This is a genomic window from Amycolatopsis orientalis DSM 40040 = KCTC 9412 (assembly GCF_000478275.1).
Taxonomy (GTDB): Bacteria; Actinomycetota; Actinomycetes; order Mycobacteriales; family Pseudonocardiaceae; genus Amycolatopsis; species Amycolatopsis orientalis.
Map to the genome: position 1 here is coordinate 144,560 of NZ_ASJB01000044.1, position 18,668 is coordinate 163,227.

Below are 18,668 nucleotides of genomic sequence, written 5' to 3' on the forward strand. Positions count from 1 at the left end.
CGAACGTGGTGTGTGGTGGAAGGGTGGCGGGGGTGTCATGCGCATCGGCGCACCTCCGAAGTCGGCTCGTGTTCGGCGGTACGCGGAGAGCCGGGTGTGGTCTCCCCGCGCCCCAAGAGGCCGGATTTCGGGTCGTTTTTCGACACCGAGCGTGAAGTTTTCTTCCGGGACGGCTGCCTGCCGTTGCGCAGACGTCCGCTCACAGTGCGTGATGCCTGTGCTGGGGCATCAACCAGAACACCGCAGACATCGGAGGCCAATGCGGTCAGCGCCGCGTCCGCGACCGGGTCCTCGGAGTTGGGGGCCGTCACCTGATCGCGCAGCCACGCGACGAGTCGGTCCTCGGCCCGGTCGCGGGCCTTGAACGCGGTCTTGAGCGCTGTCCCGCGGCGCTGTGCCCACTCGGTCATCGAGTCTTCGCCGAGCCGCGTTGCTGAGATCAGCTCCGCTTCGGCGGGGGTGAGAATCCCTTCACCGACTGCCCGCGCGAGCACCAAGTCCGGGTGCCCGTAGGGCGGACGCGGCGCGGTGGAGCGATAGCCCGAGCCAGCGGGCAGCGGAGCGTCGAGAGACTCTTCCAACGCCGCCTGCCCGGCGCGGCGGGCCGCGAAATGCAGCCGGACCGCGATGCCCGGATCGGTCAGATCCACCGTCGTAAGCGCTTGGATGAACCCGGCGAGAACTGCCGCGTGCACGTCCGCGCGATCACCGCGATACCGCGCCGCCAGCCAACGTGCGCTCGAGGCCAGTGACGGTAGTGCCATCCCGACGCACGCCACCGTCCACGCGCCGCCTCGGGCACGCGACTGCAGCACCAGATGCGCCCAGACGTCGTCGCGGGTGCGGGGCGGGCACTGCTTGCTCATCACCCGGTCCCGCAGCTCGTCCAACGGCACCGGCCGCCGCGGCAGCCCGGCGAACTTCGAGCCGTGCAGCGCCATCGGTTCCGGCCCGGTCACCAGCCAACCGAAGGCATCGCGTGCCGTGTCCAAGGGCAACCATTCTCTTGTCATCGCCTGCTCCTGTCCGGTAGCGGAATTGCCCCGTCAGGAAGCCGGAGTGGCGACAAGAAAAGAACAAGAAAAGCTACTAAAAGATCGCTGCTGAAAGGATTCAGGCTGGCGAGCACGAGCGCTGGCGGAGTACCACATTCGTAATGCCTACGTGGTTGTTGACCTGGGATTTTAAGTTCTTCTTAGTTTGATCGCAGGCGCACTTCTGGCCGGGGATGTAAACAACTTCTGGTTCGGCAGATCTGAGAAACCCTGGAGCTGGATTGGTCGATTGGTTCAGCTGGAATGCTGTCTACTAGTTTTGAAGGAGTGTCGATTTCGGTGTCGAAAAACGGGCTCGAAACCCGCCTCTTGGAGTGACCTGGCAGACCACGCCACGAGGAGGGGTAACCCATGGCATCGACACCTCACGATGAGCCGAGGCGAGGTTGGCACCGACCGCCCCAACGGCGAACGCCGACACCGGTGCACGGCAGAAGCCATCGGCGCAGGGTTCGCCTCCGTCCGCCCGCTGTCGGACGCGGTCGCGCGACGCGTCTGACCACTGTCTGGCCCTTCGCCGGCGCCGAGCAGTTGCCCGGAACCGCGCTGCTCGCCGGCTGGCTTGGGCGCACGATCCTCACTCTCGTCAGGACCTACACCCGTCCCGGCGACCGCGTGCTCCTTCAGACTCCGCCGGCCGCGATGCGCGCATCGCGGTTCGTCTCCGACCGGGGCCGCGGCACCACCGTCTACGCCGGACTCGACGAAGCGGTCTGGACTGTCACCCGGCTCGGTCGCGGTGTCGACACCGCGACCGCCGCGCCGGAACACGGGCACCTCGGCGATGACAATGGTCCGGCCCCGTCTGACCGAACGGAGTCCGAGTCGCGACCCGGACTCAGGCGGCCGGAGCTCGGCCCGGTCACCGAACCGGACACCGACTCGCCGCGCCTGCGCCGGCGGACCGTGCACCGACCGCGGGGTCGATTCGACCTCATCATCACCGCCGTCGATCCGCTCTCCACCGAATGGCTCGGTCACACCGATTTGGGCGTGCTCCTCGCTCCGCGAGGGCTGGCCGCCGTCATCACACACAGTGAAACTCGTGGCGGGCGCCTGCTGGATCCTCAGTCGCAAATCGTGGACACGCTGGGTAAGCGCGGGTTGCGTTGTCTCGACGCTATCGCCGTGCTCACCGCACCGGTCACTCCGGAAGCCGCCACCGTCGCCAAGCCGGTCCGCGGTGTGCTGCCGTCGCGCAGAGCCCACCACGACCTCGTGCTCTTTGGACGACTGGCGGACACGGCCGACCGGACGGAGGTTGCGAATGTTTGACCAGCCAGGCAGCCCGGTTCTGACGTCGGTCTGGCCGACCGGGACGGCCAGTGTGGCGACCCAACTGGACGAGGGCGGCTACCACGACGCCACCGGTACTGACACCGCGTTGATGGCCCCGGACATCGCCCGGCACGCCATCGAAGTCTTCACCCCGCCCGGTGGGGTGGTGCTCGATCCGGACTGCGGATCCGGGACGACCATCGTCGAAGCACTGCGTTGCGGGCGGCACGCGATCGGGCTCACCGGACAACGCCGATGCTGGCGCCTGGCCCGCGCGAACGTGACCGCCACAAAGGCTCGCGGCGTGTTCGTCGACGGGATGGTTCTCGTCCTCGACAGACGCCCCGGCACGGCTACCGCCGCGGCAACGGCGGGACTGAGTGGCCGCATCGACCTCCTGCTGACCACCCTGCGCCGCGGCCCGGCCGGCGATCTCAAGGCGGCGCTTGAGCGGCTGCACACCCTGCTGACGCAGTACCGGCACCTGGTGCGCCCAGGCGGGTATGTCGTCGTCACTTGTGCACCCGAGCGGCATCCGGCCGGGCACGAACTGCTCGACGTTCCCAGCCAGATCGCGGCCATCGGCGCCGCCGTCGGGCTCGCACCGGTGGCGCGCAGTGTTGTGCTGACCGCTGACGTTCGCCAGCACCGGGTCCGCACGCACGCCACGGCTGCCGAGCGCCGCGCCGTGGCTCACGCGGAACGCGCTCTCGGTCACCCCATCGCAGTGCCCGCGCACCACACCGCACTGGTGTTTCGCGCCGATCCTGAAGCCGGGAGCCGAGTGACTGCGCTTCCAGTTCCGCCACTACTCGCTCGCCGTGGGCTGGCGCGGCTGGGTGATAAGGCACGTGTTCTGTCGAACGCGGCGTAGGGGTGCTCATGATGCTCGGTGGCTCTTCCAAGTATCGGAGCGAGAGATCGTCCACTGGGGACATGTCCAGCCGCGGTGAGGCCGGACTCGGACCCGGCCGAGACGGTGCCTGCTCCGTCCACTGTGATCCGTCTAGTTCTGTCGGCCGCGACGGATCGGAGGTGCCGCAGTGGGTTTGAGTATCGTTCCGGTCACCTTTCGCCAGGCGTGCGATTTCATCGCTGCGCATCACCGGCATCATCGGCCGCCGCGCGGGATGAAGTTCGCCGTGGGTGTCGCTCACGAGACCGAGCTCGTCGGTGTGGCGATCGTCGGGCGCCCGGTTGCCCGTCACCTCGATGACGGGGTGAGCGTCGAGGTGACTCGCACCTGCACGACCGGGGCCCGGAACGCCAACTCCAAGCTGTACGGAGTCTCGTGGCGCGTCGCTCGAACACTCGGCTTTCGGCGACTGATCACCTACACGCAGGACGGTGAGAGCGGCGCGAGTCTGCGCGCGGCCGGTTTCCGTCCGGTCGCCGATCTCCGGCCGCGGCCGGGTTGGTCCACTGTGTCGCGACCGCGCGAGTCGCGCGGTGTCGACGGGATCCGGCGGACGCGGTGGGAGATCCGAGCGGACCGGTAGTTCACGCGATCGGGCAGGTCGTCCGATCCGCTCAGGATTGCCTTGTGCGCCAGCTGTTTCAGCTGGTACAGCTGGCGACTGGCCGACGCTACCGCGTCTCATCAGCTGATCCGTTGCACGAGCCCTTCACGTCCGCGGCCGTCAGACCCATCCGGTGCCGCGACCTGGCAGGGCGGAACCGTGCTGTCCATGTCACTGGAGGAGGTGAACTGTTGTGACAGACGACAGTCCGCACGCGAGCACTTCCGCACGGGATTCCGTCGATGGTGCTGCGGCACTGGCGGCGTCGATCCGGGAGCTCGCCAGCGCGGTTCGCGCGTTGGCGGAGCACACGCCGCGCGATCCCGCTGCACTGCTGACGGCAGAGGACGTTGGTGCGTTGCTCGGCTTGTCTCCGAGGACATTGAAGGACCGGGCCGCGGCCGGGCTGTTCCCGCATCGCCGGTTCGGCAAGCACTACCGGTTCAGCCGGGAGGACGTCGCGGAGATCGTGCAGTTGACGAAGAGCGAGGTGCGTCCGTACCGCGGTGGTTGGCGTGCGGCGTGAGCGTCGGCCGTTCTGTTCAGTCCCGGCTGATTCGGGAGTCACCCTAGGAAGAGAGTGTGTTCGACATGGCCTATGCGCAACCGACTGGCGGTAGTACGCCAGGGTGGCGTGCTCGGTTCAAACGTCCTGATGGGACGTGGGGGAGCCGAGCCGGGTTCAACTCAGAGAAGGCCGCTGAGGCGTGGGGTGTGGAGCAGGAGGCGCTGATCCGGCGCAACCTGTGGTTGGACCCGCGTGAGGCGGAGATGTTGTTCGGTGTGTTCGCCGAGGAGTTCATGGATGCGGTCGGTCCGCGGCTGGAGCCGACGACATCGGCCAAGTACCGGTCCTTTCTGGACAACCACCTGCTCCCACAGTGGTCGTCATGGCCGCTGGCCGGAATCTTCAACAGCTACGTCGAAATCGAGAAGTGGCTCTCGGAACTGCACGAGGACTACGCCGACTCATCGGTGGCGTCGATCTTCTCGCTGTTCTCCACCATCCTCGGTGCCGCGGTCAAGGCGAGGAAGATCCCGGCGAACCCATGCGCTGGGATCCGGGTCACCTCGGGTGAGTTCGAGATAGAGAACCTTGTCGCCACGCCGGTGCAGGCGCTGCGGGCGTCGATGCGCCTCTACGAGAGCGGGCTCGGGCTCGCCGGCTTCGTGCTCGGGCTGCTCGACTTTTACACCGGGTCCCGCTGGGGAGAGTTGGTCGGTCAGCAGCGGCACGAGTACGACAACGAAGCGCGGGCGATTCAGGTCCGTGAGCCGTTGAAGGAGATCGGCGGACGTCTGTTCAAGGGTGGCCGCCGGGTCGACACCTCACGGCTGGCCGATCTCGGGCCGCGGCCGACTCGCCCGGTGACACCGCGACGACAGGGCGGCCGCACGAAGAAGGGCCGGACCAAGACCCCGGCTGGTACGCGAAGCGTTGAGCTGCCGCCGAGTATCGCGGTCTTCTATGAGGAACTGATGGACAGCCACAGCTTCCCGTTCGTGCTCTGCAGCGCCGAAGGCGCGCCGCTGCGGCGGTCCAACTTCCGCAACCGGTACTGGCGCCCGGTTTGGGACGGCAGTGACGCTGAACACACGCGGTCGGCGGAAGTGGTGCAGCCGATTCTGCCGACCTTCACCTTCCACGAGGGGCGGCACAGTCACAGCACCTGGCTGGCCGAGGACGGTATCCCCGAGGTTGCCCGTCGGGCGCGGCTGGGTCAGAAGATGAAGGGGATCGCGAGGGTCTACGACCATGTGACTCCGCTGATGCGTCGTCAGATCTTGCAAGCGCTGGAGACCCGGTGGATCGGCTCGTTGGTCGCGCTCACCCCGAGTGAGCGCACGAAGCTGGGAGAGTGGTTCCCGCACCTGCACGCCACATTCCGTGACGGGCAGTTGGAGACGGCCCCGAAGGCCATCGCCTTTTCATCGCCTTTTTACGACTGAAGCCCCGCCCCTCCGAGGAGGAGCAGGGCTTCTGACCTGCGAAAACAGATGGTGCGCGATACTGGGATTGAACCAGTGACCTCTTCCGTGTCAGGGAAGCGCTCTCCCGCTGAGCTAATCGCGCGAGGTGGAGACGGGATTCGAACCCGTGTACACGGCTTTGCAGGCCGTTGCCTCGCCTCTCGGCCACTCCACCGTGTCAGGCCCGAGAGGGCCTTCCGAGCGGATGACGGGATTCGAACCCGCGACCCTCACCTTGGCAAGGTGATGCGCTACCAGCTGCGCTACATCCGCACATCCTCGGTCGGGATGGGAGGTCAGTACCTCGCGGTTCTGTCCCTCACCCCGTCGCCGTGGTGTGTGTGAACACTATCGGACCCCGAAAACGGCCTTGCAACCGGGGTGCCACTTGCTGTTCGCAAGCCCGTCATCAGGCCATATCGTTGGGAATGAGGTGGGTCAGGGCGTCGTCGACGTCGACCCACAGATGCTCGTTGCCGGGCAGCACGACGTCGTAGGTCCGGTCGAGGAAGTCGGCCAGCTCCTGAGCGGACGCCTCGAACATGGCGTGCCCGGACGGCGAGTTCAGTTCGATGAGGACGGACTCGGGGTCTTCCACGGACGGGCGGATGCGTACGTCGCCGTCGCCCGCGTCGGCGAGGAGGCCGTCCGCGAGGAGGTCGCGCGCGTAGACCCACTCGACCCAGCCGGCGCGGCCGGTGCGGAAGGCGGCGACGACCGCATAGGGGTCGCGTGTGTCGTATCGCAGTTCCACCTTCACGGGGACCGCGGGTGTCCGCGGCGCCAGGAGGTCGAACACCGCCGTCGAGCGGAGCGTCACGTGATCGTTGCGCATCGTCCTACCCTTCGTCTCCTTCCCGGCCCGGTCGAACCGAGTGGCGATGATGTGACGTTTCGGCCGGCCGATCGGAACGCGGTTTTGCCGCAGATCACCCGGACGGGGTCATCGGACCCCGGGTCCATGCTCCGTCACCCCATCATCACCCGCGCGACGCGCAGCCATCCATGCGCCCTGCAGGCAGTCCACATGTACATACTGCGCGGTTTAGTCGTCACGCGATAGCACCGTCGCACGAATGTCGAAACGCGTCGCGGGCGGCCCCCGGCCCCGACAACCCCGGCTAGCTCGCGGTTGTTCGCTCCGTATTTGCTGGTGAGCGGAGTGTGGTCGTTGTGAACCACCCGTTTGCAGGCGCCCTAAAGTCGTGAGGTAGAGTCTGCCGGACACCGCGAGCGGGCGATTAGCTCAGCGGGAGAGCGCTTCGTTCACACCGAAGAGGTCACTGGTTCGATCCCAGTATCGCCCACCGGATGAAGGCCCTGGACCGTCGGTCCGGGGCCTTGATTCATTCTCGGACGGTGTCGACCGGCGGCCGTCTGGACGCATTCGATCCCCAGGTCGGACGCGGGTTATCCGGGGTCGGTACTTCTGCCGTCGCGGAATGGGCCGGGAGCGGGGCCCACTTCGCCGCTGCGACGGCGATGGCCGGGAGTCCGCCGGTTCGAAGATCGCCGTCGGGTCCCGGTTCGGCCGGTGTGGACATTCGCCGGAAACCTTGTTTCGCGTGTCGAACAAGTAGCAAAAGGCAGTCATCGAGACGACATTGTGATCCTCGGCACTGTGGGCCCTCTTGAGAGGTTCAGACCACGGCGGAAGTGATGCGGGGCACGGAGTAGCGCCTCACCCGCACGGCTCCGGAGCCGGGGTCGCCGTGATGCTGACGTGATGTGACGAAACGCCACCCCGGTGACCGATTGACAAGGTAGGTCGCCCAGCCGTCGGCGCGGGGCGCGGGCCGTGGGGCTCCGGGGGCGTGAAATCCACAGTGGACCGGCCGGAGATCGATTCAGCCGGACCGTCCACTGTGGAGTTTTCCGGGCTGTTCGGCCGTTCGGGCGCGCGGTGCTCCAAGTGGCCGGGAAAGCGGGAATTGGTGACTACTTTGCGTAGTTGTTCGGGGGATACGGTCTATTACGCATCGTCATCATCTTGTTATCAACACGGCATTCATTTGCCGGAAGCCCGCGCAGGATGTGGCTGGAAATCCTTGTAACGATGGTCGGAGAGTGGCCGATACCTTGGCGTGTGTCGCCCCATCGGCCGCTGAAGGATCTTGAGAATCGATCACTCTTCGAAATCGCTCTCATTGACTCAGCGTGTTGATCCGGCGTTCGGGAATTCCCACTCCGGGAGGTCTGATGGAAGAGTCGGTGCGGCCGTCGTCCACCGTCAAAGGGACGCCGCAGCACATCGACCTTCAGTCGATCCCGCTTCCCCCGCAAAGGGGTGCGGGCGTCGCCGCCGCGGTCGACAACACGTCGGCGCGGCCGCCGTACGCGGCTTGGGAATCGCGCTACCGCGCCTGGGTCATCGGTAGTGACGTTTTCACCGCCTTCGTGCTCATCATGATGAGCGCCTTCTTGATCGATCGCTCCGATCCGCACGACATGCACGCGGTCGGGACCGCCGCGGCCTTCCTGTTCGGATTGTCGGTCTGCCGCGCCTGGAGCCCCCGTGTGCTGGGGGAAGGCGCGGAGGAGTACCGCACGCTCGGCCGGGGCCTGGTGGCCACCGCGGTCCTCGTCGCGCTGGGCGGCCTGCTCTTCGGCGCGCTCGCCGTGCAGCCGTGGGTCTTCATCGTCGTCCCGATGATCTCGGTCTTCATGTTCCTGCAGCGGTACGCGCTGAGACAGGTGCTGCACCGGCGCAGACGGCTCGGTGAATGCCTGCTGCCGGTCCTCGCCGCGGGGAGCCCCGACACGGTCGCCGATCTCATCGCCCGCACGAAGGCCGATCCCCATGTCGGCTGGCGGGTCGAGGCCGTCTGCACCTACACCGGCGCCGGCGCGGAGCGGGGGAGTGGTGAGGTCGAAGGCGTCCCGGTCGTCGGGAAGCTCGACGAACTCGCGGGCCACGTCCGCCGTGGCGGCTACCGCGTGGTCGCCGTGACCGCGGATCAGCACTGGAACCCGAAAAGGCTGCAGCGGCTGGCCTGGGACCTGGAAGGGACCTCCGCCGAGATGGTGGTCGCCCCGATGCTGATGGAGGTGGCCGGTCCCCGGCTGAACGTCTCCGGGGTGCTCGGCATGCCGCTCCTGCGGGTCAGTGCGCCGGCGTTCACCGGCGGCCGCCGTCTGGTCAAGGAAGTCCTCGACCGGTTCGGTTCGACCGTGCTCCTCACCCTCGTTTCCCCGCTGCTGCTGGCGATCGCGATCGCGATCAAGGTCGACGACCGCGGCCCGGTCATCTACCGGCAGCGCCGGGTCGGCCGCGACGGGCACACCTTCACCATGCTGAAGTTCCGCACGATGGTCACCGACGCCGACAAGCTCAAGCAGGATCTCCAGGCGGAGAACGAAGGCGCGGGGCCGCTGTTCAAGATGCGCAAGGACCCGCGGGTCACGCGGGTCGGCGCACTGCTTCGCCGGTACTCGCTCGACGAGCTGCCGCAGTTGTTCAACGTCGTGAGCGGGCGTATGTCCCTCGTCGGCCCGCGCCCGCCGTTGCCGGAGGAGACCGCGAAGTACGCCCCCGACGCGCGCCGCCGTCTGCTGGTGAAGCCGGGGCTGACCGGGCTCTGGCAGGTCAGTGGCCGCAGCGACCTCAGCTGGGCCGAGAGCATCCGTCTCGACCTGCGCTACGTCGAGGACTGGTCCCTCGCCCTCGATCTGGTGATCCTCTGGAAGACCTTCCGTGCCGTGGTTCAGGGACGCGGGGCTTACTGACCCGGCTTCGCCTCGCCTCACCGGCCGCCGTTCCTCCGGGGACGGCGGCCGTTCTTGTGATCGAGCACACACGCAGGGGTAGTTGAACGAGAAATAGTTCAGCGCTCAACTAGGTTGGGACGGGTACAGGACGCGTACGGAAGGAAGAACCACCCATGACCACCAGCGTTGAGCCGACCGAAGCCTTGAGCCTCCCGCGGGACGTTCAGGACCTGTTGTTCCGCGAGGCTCGTACCGCGAACAACTTCAGCGACGAGCCGGTGACCGACGAGCAGATCCGCGCGATCTACGAGCTGGTCAAATGGGCTCCGACGTCGATGAACAACCAGCCGCTGCGCGCGCTGGTCATCCGCACCGAAGAGGGCAAGAAGCGCCTCGCGCCGCTGATGTCCGAGGGCAACCGCGCCAAGACCGAGGCCGCGCCGGTGACCGTCGTGCTGGCCGCCGACACCGAGTTCCACGAGAACCTGCCGCGCACCTTCCCGCACTTCCCGGGTGCCAAGGACCTGTTCGCCGACGAGACGGCCCGCGTCGAGACCGCCAAGCTCAACGCGCTGCTGCAGGTCGGTTACTTCATCATCGGCGTCCGGGCCGCCGGGCTGGCCGCCGGCCCGATGACCGGCTTCGACGGCGAAGGCATCGACAAGGAGTTCTTCGCGGACAAGCCGTGGAAGTCCCTCGTCGTGATCAACGTCGGCAAGCCGGGCGAGAACCCCTGGTTCGACCGCCTGCCGCGGCTGGACTTCGACGAGGTCGTCGAGACCGTCTGACCTCGTCCCTCAATACGCGAAGGCCTTCTTCCAACGGGAAGGAGGCCTTCGCGGTGTTAGGGGTAATGCGCGTGAGCGGCGCCGCACCTGACGACTAACATCACGGGAACCATCCGCTTTAACCGCGAGGAGTCCATCGTGTCCCAGCCGTCGTCAGTAGCAGCCGCAACCGCCCCGCGCGTGGTGGTACCGGCGGGCACTACGGCGGGCTCCGCGGTCCGCGAAGCCGGGCTGCCGACCAAGGGACCGGACACCATCGTCGTCGTGCGCGACGTCGAGGGGAACCTCCGCGATCTCGCCTGGGCGCCCGAGTCCGAGGTCGAGGTCGAGGCCGTCGCCGCGAACACCGAGGACGGCCGCAGCGTCATCCGCCACTCGGCCGCCCACGTGCTCGCCCAGGCGGTGCAGCAGCAGTTCCCGCAGGCCAAGCTCGGCATCGGCCCGCCGGTCAAGGACGGCTTCTACTACGACTTCGCCGTCGACACCCCGTTCACCCCGGAAGACCTGCAGGCGCTGGAAAAGCGCATGAAGCAGATCGTGAAGGGCGCGCAGCAGTTCTCCCGCCGTGTCTTCGATTCGGTGGACGAGGCCAAGAAGGAACTGGCCGACGAGCCGTTCAAGCTCGAACTGGTCGACCTCAAGTCCGAAGACTCCACTGTGGACACCTCCGAGGTGATGGAGGTCGGCGGCGGCGAGCTGACGATCTACGACAACCTCGACCCGCGCACCAAAGAGCGCGTGTGGAGCGACCTCTGCCGCGGCCCGCACGTGCCGACCACCAAGTTCATCCCGGCGTTCAAGCTCACCCGCGTCGCCGCCGCGTACTGGCGCGGTGACGACAAGAACCCGCAGCTGCAGCGGATCTACGGCACCGCTTGGGAATCCGCCGAGGCGCAGGAGGTCTACCTGGAGCGGCTGGCCGAGGCGGAACGCCGCGACCACCGCAAGCTGGGTGTCGAGCTGGACTTGTTCTCGTTCCCGGACGAGATCGGCTCGGGCCTGCCTGTGTTCCATCCCAAGGGCGGGATCATCCGGCAGGAGATGGAGAACTACTCGCGCCAGCGGCATGTGGAGGCGGGCTACGACTTCGTGTATTCGCCGCACATCACCAAGGGCGCGCTGTTCGAGACCTCCGGGCACCTCGACTGGTACCGCGACGGCATGTACCCGGCGATGCATCTCGACGCCGAGCACAACGAGGACGGTTCGGTCCGCAAGCCCGGCCAGGACTACTACCTCAAGCCGATGAACTGCCCGTTCCACGACCTGATCTTCCGCTCGCGCGGGCGTTCCTACCGGGAACTGCCGCTGCGGATGTTCGAGTTCGGTTCGGTGTACCGCTACGAGAAGTCCGGCGTGATCCACGGCCTCACCCGCGTCCGGGGCATGACGCAGGACGACGCGCACATCTTCTGCACCCTGGAGCAGGTCCCCGGTGAGCTGAAGTCCCTTTTGGACTTCGTGCTGAACCTTTTGCGCGACTACGGTCTCGACGATTTCTACCTCGAACTGTCCACTCGGAACGAAGAGAAGTACATCGGCTCCGAAGAGGTCTGGGCCGAGGCGACCGAGGTGCTGCGCACCGCGGCCGTCGAATCCGGCCTCGAACTGGTGCCGGACCCGGGCGGCGCGGCGTTCTACGGGCCGAAGATCTCCGTGCAGGCCAAGGACGCGCTGGGCCGCACCTGGCAGATGTCGACCATCCAGCTGGACTTCATGCTGCCGGAGAAGTTCGAACTGGAGTACACCGCCGGTGACGGCAGCCGTCAGCGTCCGGTGATGATCCACCGCGCGCTGTTCGGCTCGATCGAGCGGTTCTTCGGCGTGCTGACCGAGCACTACGCGGGCGCGTTCCCGGCGTGGCTGTCGCCGGTCCAGGTGGTCGGCATCCCGATCACCGAGGACCAGGTCGAGCACCTGCGCGGGGTCGAGAAGGCGCTGCGGGCCAAGGGGATCCGGGCCAACGTCGACGCGAGCGACGACCGGATGCAGAAGAAGATCCGCACCCACACCACGCAGAAGGTCCCGTTCATGCTCCTGGCGGGCGCGAAGGACGTCGAGGCGGGCGCGGTCTCGTTCCGGTTCCGTGACGGCGGCCAGATCAACGGGGTCCCGGTGGCCGACGCGGTCGAGGCGATCGCCGGCTGGGTCCAGCGGCGCGAGAACTCCTCGCCGACGGTGGCGGGCTTGGAGGCGGTCCTCCGGTGACGGGCCCCGATGGCCCTGAAGTCGTCGGACAGGACGGTGTGGGGGTTCCGGACGCGTTGCAGCGCCTGTGGACCCCGCACCGGCTCGCCTACGTGCAGGGGGCGAAGCGGCCCGACGAGGGCTGCCCGTTCTGTCATCTTCCTGAGAAGAGCGACGAGGACGCGCTGATCCTCGCGCGCGGGAAGACGGTGTACGCGGTGCTGAACCTGTACCCGTACAACCCCGGGCACCTGATGGCCGTGCCGTACCGCCATGTCGCGGACTACACGGACCTGACGGCGGAGGAGACGGTCGAGGTCGCGGAGTTCACCCAGCGCGCGATGCGGGTCATCCGCGAGGTGTCGTCGGCGCACGGGTTCAACATCGGGATGAACCAGGGCGTGATCGCGGGCGCGGGCATCGCCGCGCATCTGCACCAGCACGTCGTGCCGCGGTGGGGTGGCGACGCGAACTTCATGCCGGTGATCGGGCATACGAAGGTGCTGCCGCAGCTGCTGGGGGAGACCCGGCAGCTGCTGGCCGACGCCTGGTAGGCCTGCCGCCTGCTTACGTCGGCGGTGCCCATGTTCTCAAGTCCGCGAAGGCCTCTTTCCCTGCCCTGAGAGCAGGGAAAGAGGCCTTCGCGGACTTCGGGCTGAGGTGAGTGACTACCGCTTGATGTAGAGGTCCCAGGACCAGGTCGACGCGGAGCAGAAGTAGGCCGACCACCGGCCGTTCTGCTGGCCGAAGTAGCCGTTGATCTGGCAGTCGCCCTCCGACGACCAGCTGGACTCGTAGTAGTACCTCGTGTCGACGCCCGCGCTGGCAGGCTGCGCGAACGCGACCGTTGACGCCAGCGCGCCCATGACGGCGGCCGCTGCCGCGATCTTCTTCTTCACTTGTAGAGCCCCAGTTCTCTTGTGAAACGCGTGCGCGCACAATCAATCATGAAACGGGCAGGCGTGTCTGCCGAACGGCCGAATTCACCGACCTGTCGACGACGACCGGGGAACACGTGAAGCCAAGCCTCAGGAGTTGAGCGCGGCCTGCAGCTCGATGTCGATCTTGACCTTCTCGGACAGGAAGGCGTTGCCCTCCGGGCCGATGCCGAAGTCGCGGCGGTTCACCGTGGCGGTGGCCGAGACGCCGAGCGTGGTGGCGTTGTCGTTGGCCGGGTTGGTGCCGATGCCGTTGAACTCCGCCTCGAGCGAGACCGGGACGGTCTTGCCGCGCCAGGTGAGCTCGCCGTCGATGACGTAGTCGCCACCGTCCTCGCGGATGCCGGTCGAGCGGAAGGTGATGACCGGGTGCTCGTCGACGTGGAAGAAGTCCTCGGACTTGAGGTGCGTGTCACGCCCGTCGACACCGCTGGCGACCGACGAGGCGTCGATCTCGACGGTGACCGAGGAGTCGAGGATGTTGTCGGCGGTCACGACCTCGCCGGTGAAGGCGGTGAAGTTGCCCCGGGACTTCGCCAGGCCGAGGTGCTTCACGGTGTAGGCGATGTCGGAGTGAGCGGTGTCGATCGTCCACTTGCCCGTGACGTAGCCCGGGATTTCGGTGGTGGTCATGAAGTCGATCTCCAAAAGTCTGTGGTCTGTCCAGGGGAGCCCTCAGCTTGTTGAGCGCTCAACAAATACTGTAGCGCAGTTTGGTTGAGCGCTCAACCAGGGGTAGAATGAGCCACATGTCCGAACCCCGATGGCTCTCCGACGAGGAGCAGAAGATCTGGCGCGACTTCTCCGCGGCGACGCGGATGCTGCAGGCGCACCTGGAGGGCCAGCTCCAGCATGAGGCGGGCATGCCCCACACCTACTACGAAGTGCTCGTCGCCCTGTCCGAGGCGCCGGGCCGTCAGCTGCGGATGAGCGAGCTCGCCGACGCGCGCAAGGCGTCGCGCAGCAGGCTTTCGCACGCTGTCGCGCGGCTCGAGGCGAACGGCTGGGTGCGCCGTGAGTCGTGTCCCACCGACAAACGCGGTTCCTGGGCGGTGCTCACCGCCGAGGGTTTCGCCGCGCTGGAGAAGGCCGCGCCCGGGCACGTCGAGGCCGTCCGCGAGAGTCTTTTCGATCCGCTGACCCCGGAACAGGTGAAGGCGCTCGGGGAGATCAGCGCCGCCGTGCTGGGTCGGCTGACGCCGAAATGCGCCGCCGCCGAGGCGGAACTGGCCCTGCGGGAAGAGTCCGGTGTGGCCTCCGGCGACGTCCGCGAGGTACCCGAACTGGCCAAAGCGGACTGAGCGGAAGCCGGTCCGGGGCGGGCACGACGGCGGGCGTCGGTGCGGGTGGATAGGCTTCGGACGCCCATCCGACCCTGCTGCTTAGGTGCACCTGAAGAACCGATGCTCAACATTTTCGCGCGCGCCTCCGTTTCCCGCGTCACCGACCCGATGGGGAAGGTGCTCGTCCGCGCCGGTCTGACCCCGAACGCGATGACCGTCATCGGCACGGCCGGCGCGGTCCTGTGCGCGCTCGCGTTCTTCCCCAACGACATGCTGCTGTGGGGCACCTTCACCGTGTGGGGCTTCGCGATGCTGGACCTGCTCGACGGCGCGATGGCCCGCGCCCGCGGGTACGGCACGGCGTTCGGGGCCGTTCTCGACGCGACCTGCGACAGGCTGGTCGACGGCGCCTTGTTCGCCGCGATCGCGTGGTGGTGCTTCGTCCACGACGACAACCGCCCGGCCGCGGCCGCCGCGTTGATCTGCCTCGTGCTCGCGCAGGTCATCTCCTACGTCAAGGCCCGCGCCGAGGCCTCCGGACTGGAAGCGGACGGCGGGCTCGTCGAACGCGCGGAACGGCTGATCATCGCCCTCGTGGGAACCGGACTGCACGGTCTGGGCGTTCCGTACACCGTGGACATCACCCTCTGGCTGCTCGCGGTGCTTTCGGTGATCACCCTGCTGCAGCGGACGGCCGCGGTGGCCAAGGCGGCGAGGGCCGCCAAGGCGGCAGGGCCACCCGCCACGGAAGGCGGGTCATGAGCGGGTTCTCCCAGCGTCTGGGCGACTTCGGCTACGCGGCGGGCTGGCGGCTCGCGCGCTGGCTGCCCGAGCAGGTCGGCGCGGTGACCTTCGGGCTGGGCGCGGATCTCGCCGTCCGGCGGGACGGCGGCGGGGTGCGCCAGCTGCGGAGCAACCTCGCCAGGGTCGTGCCGCAGGCCGACGAGGTCGAACTCGACGAACTGACCCGCCGCGCGATGCGGTCCTACGCGCGCTACTGGCACGAGATGTTCCGGCTGCCCTCGATGGACCACAAGGAGGTCAGCCGCAAGGTCGCCCAGTCGATCACCGGGGTCGAGAACCTCGACGCCGCGCTGGCCGAGGGCAACGGCGCGGTGATGGCACTGCCGCACAGCGGGAACTGGGACGCGGCGGGCGTCTGGCTCGCGGACTACCTCGGCGGCTTCACCACGGTCGCGGAGCGGCTGAAACCCGAGTCGCTGTACCAGCGGTTCGTGTCTTATCGTGAATCGCTCGGTTTCGAGATCGTGCCGCTGACCGGCGATAGTTCCGCGATGCGCGTGCTGCTCAAACGGCTTCGGGAGAACAAAGCGATCTGCCTGGTGGGGGACAGGGACCTGACGAATTCGGGGGTGCCGGTCAAGTTCTTCGGCGAGCAGACCCGGATGCCCGGCGGGCCGGCCAGGCTGGCCGCGACCACCGGCGCCGCGCTGATCCCGGCGGGTTGCTGGTTCACCGAGGACGGCTGGCAGATCCGGCTGCACCCGAGGATCCGGGTCACCAACCGCTCCGAGGTCCCGGCGGCCACCCAGGCGCTGGCGGACATCTTCGCCGGGGACATCGCCGCGCATCCCGCCGACTGGCACATGATGCAGAAGTTCTGGCTCTCCGATTTCGAAGCCGGCGAACAGGCCGACCTCGGCGAAGCGAGCTGAGCCGATGGCTCAGCCGCGGGTCTTGAAGATCGGGATCGTCTGCCCCTACTCGTTCGACGTTCCGGGTGGGGTGCAGGGCCATGTCATCGATCTCGCGAAGGCGCTTCTCGCGCGCGGGCACGAGGTCTCGGTGCTCGCGCCGGCGGACGAGGACTCCGACGTCCCGGATTTCGTCGTCCCCGCGGGAAAGGCGCTCGGCATCCCGTACAACGGCTCGGTCGCGCGGCTGCAGTTCGGCCCGGTGTCCTACGCCAGGGTGCGGCGATGGATCCGAGATGGCGAGTTCGACGTCCTGCATCTGCACGAACCCGCCGCGCCGAGTCTGTCCCTGCTGGCGCTGAAGGTCGCGGACGGCCCGATCGTGGCGACCTTCCACACCGCGACGACCCGGTCGCGCACCCTGGCCGCGTTCCAGCCGGTGCTGCGACCGCTGCTGGAGAAGATCACCGCGCGGATCGCGGTGTCGGCGCTGGCCCGCCGGGTCCAGGTCGAGCACGCCGGTGGCGACGCGGTCGAGGTGCCCAACGGCGTCGATGTCGACTTCTTCTCCCGCGCGCTCCCGCTGGACGGTTACCCGCGGGCGGGCGGCACGGTCGGCTTCGTCGGGCGGTACACCGAACCTCGCAAGGGGATGAGTGTGCTGCTGGAGGCGTTGCGCATGCTGCTGCCGGAGTTCGAGGACCTGCGGATGCTGGTGGTCGGCCGTGGCGACGAGGAGCAGCTCCGGCGCGAGGCCGGTCCGGAACTCGCGTCGCATATCGACCTGCTGGGCCAGGTCGACGACGAGACGAAGGCGCGGGCGCTGCGCAGCGTCGACGTCTACTGCGCGCCGAACACGGGTGGGGAGAGTTTCGGGATGATCCTCACCGAGGCGATGGCGGCGGGGACGCCGGTGCTGGCGAGCGGGCTGGACTCGTTCCGCCGGGTACTCGATGACGGCAAGGCCGGGATGCTGACCGAAACCGGTGACGCGGCCGCGCTGGCCGACGGGTTGCGTGAGCTGCTCGGGGACCCGGCGCGACGGGCGTCGCTGGCGGCGGCCGCGGGGGAGCGGGTCGCGATGTTCGACTGGTCCGTGGTCACCACGCAGGTCCTGCGGGTGTACGAGACGGCGATCGCCGCCGATCCCCGGCGGGTCGGCGCGGGCGAACGCGAGTTCAGCCGGTGACGACGTGGTTGTGGATCGGCGGTCTGGTGGCCGTGATCGTGGTGCTCGGCGGGTTGTTCCTGCTCGCGACGGCGAACCGGCTGGACCGGCTGCATGTCCGGACGGACGCGGGTTGGGCGGCGCTCGACGCGGCCCTCGCGCGGCGCGCCGTCGTCGCTAGGGCGGCCGCCGTGATCCTGGGCGACGAGGAACTGCGCGCCCTGGCCGAACGGGCCGAGCACGCCGACCGCTCGGAACGCGAAGCCGAGGAAAGCGAACTGACGCTGCGGCTGGGGGACGTCGACCGGACGACGTTGCCGCCGCCGCTGGCCGAGGAACTGACCGACGCCGAGCACCGCGTCGTCATCGCGCGACGGGTGCACAACGACGCCGTCCGGGACACGCTGCATCTGCGGCGGCGCCGCAAGGTCCGGTACTTCGGCCTCGCCGGCACCGCCCGGCTCCCGGAATACTTCGAAATCGCCGAACCCGACCTCTGACCCCTCCCGCATTTCGTCCTCTGGATGCGGTACTTGCGTGTGCAACTACCGCATCCAGAGGACGAAATGCGGGAGGATGGGCGCGTGACTGACGAACAGCGGGTACTGGTGGCGGTGTTCGCGACGCCGGTGGCGTCGTTCCTCCTGCGCTACGCCAAGGATCTCGGGTACACGACGGTGTTGCTGGAGCCGGACGGCGCGCGGGCGACCGACGTCGAGAACGGCTTCGAAGCCGTCTCGGCGGTGCCGGAACTCGGCGCGGATACCGACGTGGTCGTCACCGACCATGACCGGCCCGAACTCGGCGAGGTGCTCAAGGCCGTCCTCGACCGCCCGGCCCGCTGGGTCGGGGTGCTGGGCAATCCGCGCCACGCCGGTCCGCATGTGTCCGCCCTCAAGGCGCTGGACGTGCCGGAAGACCGGATCGCGCGTGTGCATCGCCCGGTCGGCCTGAACATCGGCTCGCGTACGCCGCCCGAGATCGCCATCGCGACCCTCGCCGGTCTGCTCGCCGACCGGAACGGCCGTCCAGGCGGCTTCGAGTTCTCCCCGCCGCGCGTTTAGTCCTCTGGATGCGGTAGTTGCACGCGCAACTACCGCATCCAGAGGACTAAACG

At 67.8% G+C, this 18,668-nt stretch carries 19 protein-coding genes and 4 tRNA genes; 16 read left to right on the top strand and 7 right to left on the bottom strand.

All coding sequences use genetic code 11. From position 1 onward, the window contains the following. Positions 1-35: 35 nt before the first annotated feature. A complete protein-coding gene (locus tag L324_RS13855) occupies positions 36-1,013 on the bottom strand; it encodes a hypothetical protein (RefSeq protein ID WP_037307067.1) in 978 nt (325 codons plus the stop codon). 573 nt (positions 1,014-1,586) lie between these two features. On the opposite strand from L324_RS13855, the gene L324_RS13860 reads away from it, so the two are divergent. The 5 genes from L324_RS13860 to L324_RS13880 all read left to right on the top strand — a co-directional run bounded on the left by L324_RS13860 (position 1,587) and on the right by L324_RS13880 (position 5,803). Then, the gene (locus tag L324_RS13860) at positions 1,587-2,330 is read left to right on the top strand and encodes a hypothetical protein (RefSeq protein WP_037307069.1); all 744 of its coding nucleotides are present in this window, start codon (positions 1,587-1,589) and stop codon (positions 2,328-2,330) included. Beyond that, on the top strand, positions 2,323-3,207 hold the full coding sequence (locus L324_RS13865) for a DNA methyltransferase (RefSeq protein ID WP_037307071.1): 885 nt from the start codon (positions 2,323-2,325) through the stop codon (positions 3,205-3,207). The genes L324_RS13860 and L324_RS13865 overlap by 8 nt, the downstream gene beginning before the upstream one ends. 169 nt (positions 3,208-3,376) lie before the next feature. Continuing rightward, positions 3,377-3,832 carry an XF1762 family protein gene (locus L324_RS13870; protein WP_037307073.1) on the top strand — a complete coding sequence of 152 codons (456 nt, stop codon included), beginning with the start codon at positions 3,377-3,379 and terminating at the stop codon, positions 3,830-3,832. Positions 3,833-4,046: 214 nt separating this feature from the next. Beyond that, the gene (locus L324_RS13875; protein WP_037307075.1) at positions 4,047-4,379 is read left to right on the top strand and encodes a helix-turn-helix domain-containing protein; all 333 of its coding nucleotides are present in this window, start codon (positions 4,047-4,049) and stop codon (positions 4,377-4,379) included. Positions 4,380-4,567: 188 nt separating this feature from the next. Further along, complete coding sequence (locus tag L324_RS13880; RefSeq protein WP_051173897.1) at positions 4,568-5,803, top strand: tyrosine-type recombinase/integrase; 1,236 nt, start codon at positions 4,568-4,570, stop codon at positions 5,801-5,803. A gap of 49 nt (positions 5,804-5,852) precedes the next feature. Here L324_RS13880 and L324_RS13885 read toward each other — a convergent pair. The 4 genes from L324_RS13885 to L324_RS13900 form a co-directional block, all read right to left on the bottom strand. Further along, positions 5,853-5,927, bottom strand: a tRNA-Val gene (locus L324_RS13885). A gap of 1 nt (position 5,928) precedes the next feature. Continuing rightward, a tRNA-Cys gene (locus L324_RS13890) sits at positions 5,929-5,999 on the bottom strand. 25 nt (positions 6,000-6,024) lie between these two features. Next, a tRNA-Gly gene (locus tag L324_RS13895) sits at positions 6,025-6,097 on the bottom strand. Positions 6,098-6,233: 136 nt separating this feature from the next. After that, positions 6,234-6,659, bottom strand: coding sequence for an SsgA family sporulation/cell division regulator (locus L324_RS13900; protein ID WP_037307077.1), 426 nt, complete (start codon positions 6,657-6,659; stop codon positions 6,234-6,236). Between the two features lie 400 nt (positions 6,660-7,059). Here L324_RS13900 and L324_RS13905 point away from each other — a divergent pair. The 5 genes from L324_RS13905 (at position 7,060) to L324_RS13925 (ending at position 13,061) form a co-directional block, all read left to right on the top strand. Further along, positions 7,060-7,131, top strand: a tRNA-Val gene (locus L324_RS13905). A gap of 892 nt (positions 7,132-8,023) precedes the next feature. Further along, entirely contained in the window at positions 8,024-9,550 is a 1,527-nt protein-coding gene (locus L324_RS13910; RefSeq protein WP_037307079.1) for a sugar transferase, read from the top strand. A 155-nt stretch (positions 9,551-9,705) separates the two neighbouring features. Continuing rightward, positions 9,706-10,320: a malonic semialdehyde reductase gene (locus L324_RS13915; protein WP_037307080.1), complete on the top strand. Its 615-nt coding sequence runs from the start codon at positions 9,706-9,708 to the stop codon at positions 10,318-10,320. Positions 10,321-10,458: 138 nt separating this feature from the next. After that, the gene (thrS, locus tag L324_RS13920) at positions 10,459-12,528 is read left to right on the top strand and encodes a threonine--tRNA ligase (RefSeq protein ID WP_037307081.1); all 2,070 of its coding nucleotides are present in this window, start codon (positions 10,459-10,461) and stop codon (positions 12,526-12,528) included. Beyond that, positions 12,525-13,061 carry an HIT family protein gene (locus tag L324_RS13925; protein ID WP_037307082.1) on the top strand — a complete coding sequence of 179 codons (537 nt, stop codon included), beginning with the start codon at positions 12,525-12,527 and terminating at the stop codon, positions 13,059-13,061. The genes thrS and L324_RS13925 overlap by 4 nt, the downstream gene beginning before the upstream one ends. A gap of 114 nt (positions 13,062-13,175) precedes the next feature. Here the strand turns inward: L324_RS13925 and L324_RS13930 are convergent, their stop codons facing one another. Then, positions 13,176-13,406, bottom strand: coding sequence for a hypothetical protein (locus tag L324_RS13930; RefSeq protein ID WP_037307083.1), 231 nt, complete (start codon positions 13,404-13,406; stop codon positions 13,176-13,178). Positions 13,407-13,535: 129 nt separating this feature from the next. Beyond that, a complete protein-coding gene (locus L324_RS13935; protein ID WP_037307155.1) occupies positions 13,536-14,078 on the bottom strand; it encodes a YceI family protein in 543 nt (180 codons plus the stop codon). A gap of 116 nt (positions 14,079-14,194) precedes the next feature. On the opposite strand from L324_RS13935, the gene L324_RS13940 reads away from it, so the two are divergent. The 6 genes from L324_RS13940 (at position 14,195) to L324_RS13965 (ending at position 18,615) form a co-directional block, all read left to right on the top strand. Continuing rightward, positions 14,195-14,746: a MarR family winged helix-turn-helix transcriptional regulator gene (locus L324_RS13940; RefSeq protein ID WP_037307084.1), complete on the top strand. Its 552-nt coding sequence runs from the start codon at positions 14,195-14,197 to the stop codon at positions 14,744-14,746. Positions 14,747-14,848: 102 nt separating this feature from the next. Next, the gene (gene pgsA, locus L324_RS13945) at positions 14,849-15,490 is read left to right on the top strand and encodes a phosphatidylinositol phosphate synthase (RefSeq protein WP_037307085.1); all 642 of its coding nucleotides are present in this window, start codon (positions 14,849-14,851) and stop codon (positions 15,488-15,490) included. Further along, positions 15,487-16,404, top strand: a complete 918-nt coding sequence (locus L324_RS13950; protein WP_037307086.1) for a phosphatidylinositol mannoside acyltransferase — start codon at positions 15,487-15,489, stop codon at positions 16,402-16,404. Before pgsA ends, L324_RS13950 begins: the two co-directional genes overlap by 4 nt. 22 nt (positions 16,405-16,426) lie before the next feature. Further along, positions 16,427-17,572, top strand: coding sequence for a glycosyltransferase family 4 protein (locus tag L324_RS13955; protein ID WP_037307157.1), 1,146 nt, complete (start codon positions 16,427-16,429; stop codon positions 17,570-17,572). Further along, positions 17,569-18,051 (top strand): hypothetical protein, encoded by a 483-nt coding sequence (locus L324_RS13960; RefSeq protein WP_037307087.1) that lies wholly within the window; start codon positions 17,569-17,571, stop codon positions 18,049-18,051. Before L324_RS13955 ends, L324_RS13960 begins: the two co-directional genes overlap by 4 nt. A gap of 66 nt (positions 18,052-18,117) precedes the next feature. Continuing rightward, a complete protein-coding gene (locus L324_RS13965; RefSeq protein WP_037307089.1) occupies positions 18,118-18,615 on the top strand; it encodes an XdhC family protein in 498 nt (165 codons plus the stop codon). The last annotated feature ends 53 nt before the right edge of the window (positions 18,616-18,668 follow it).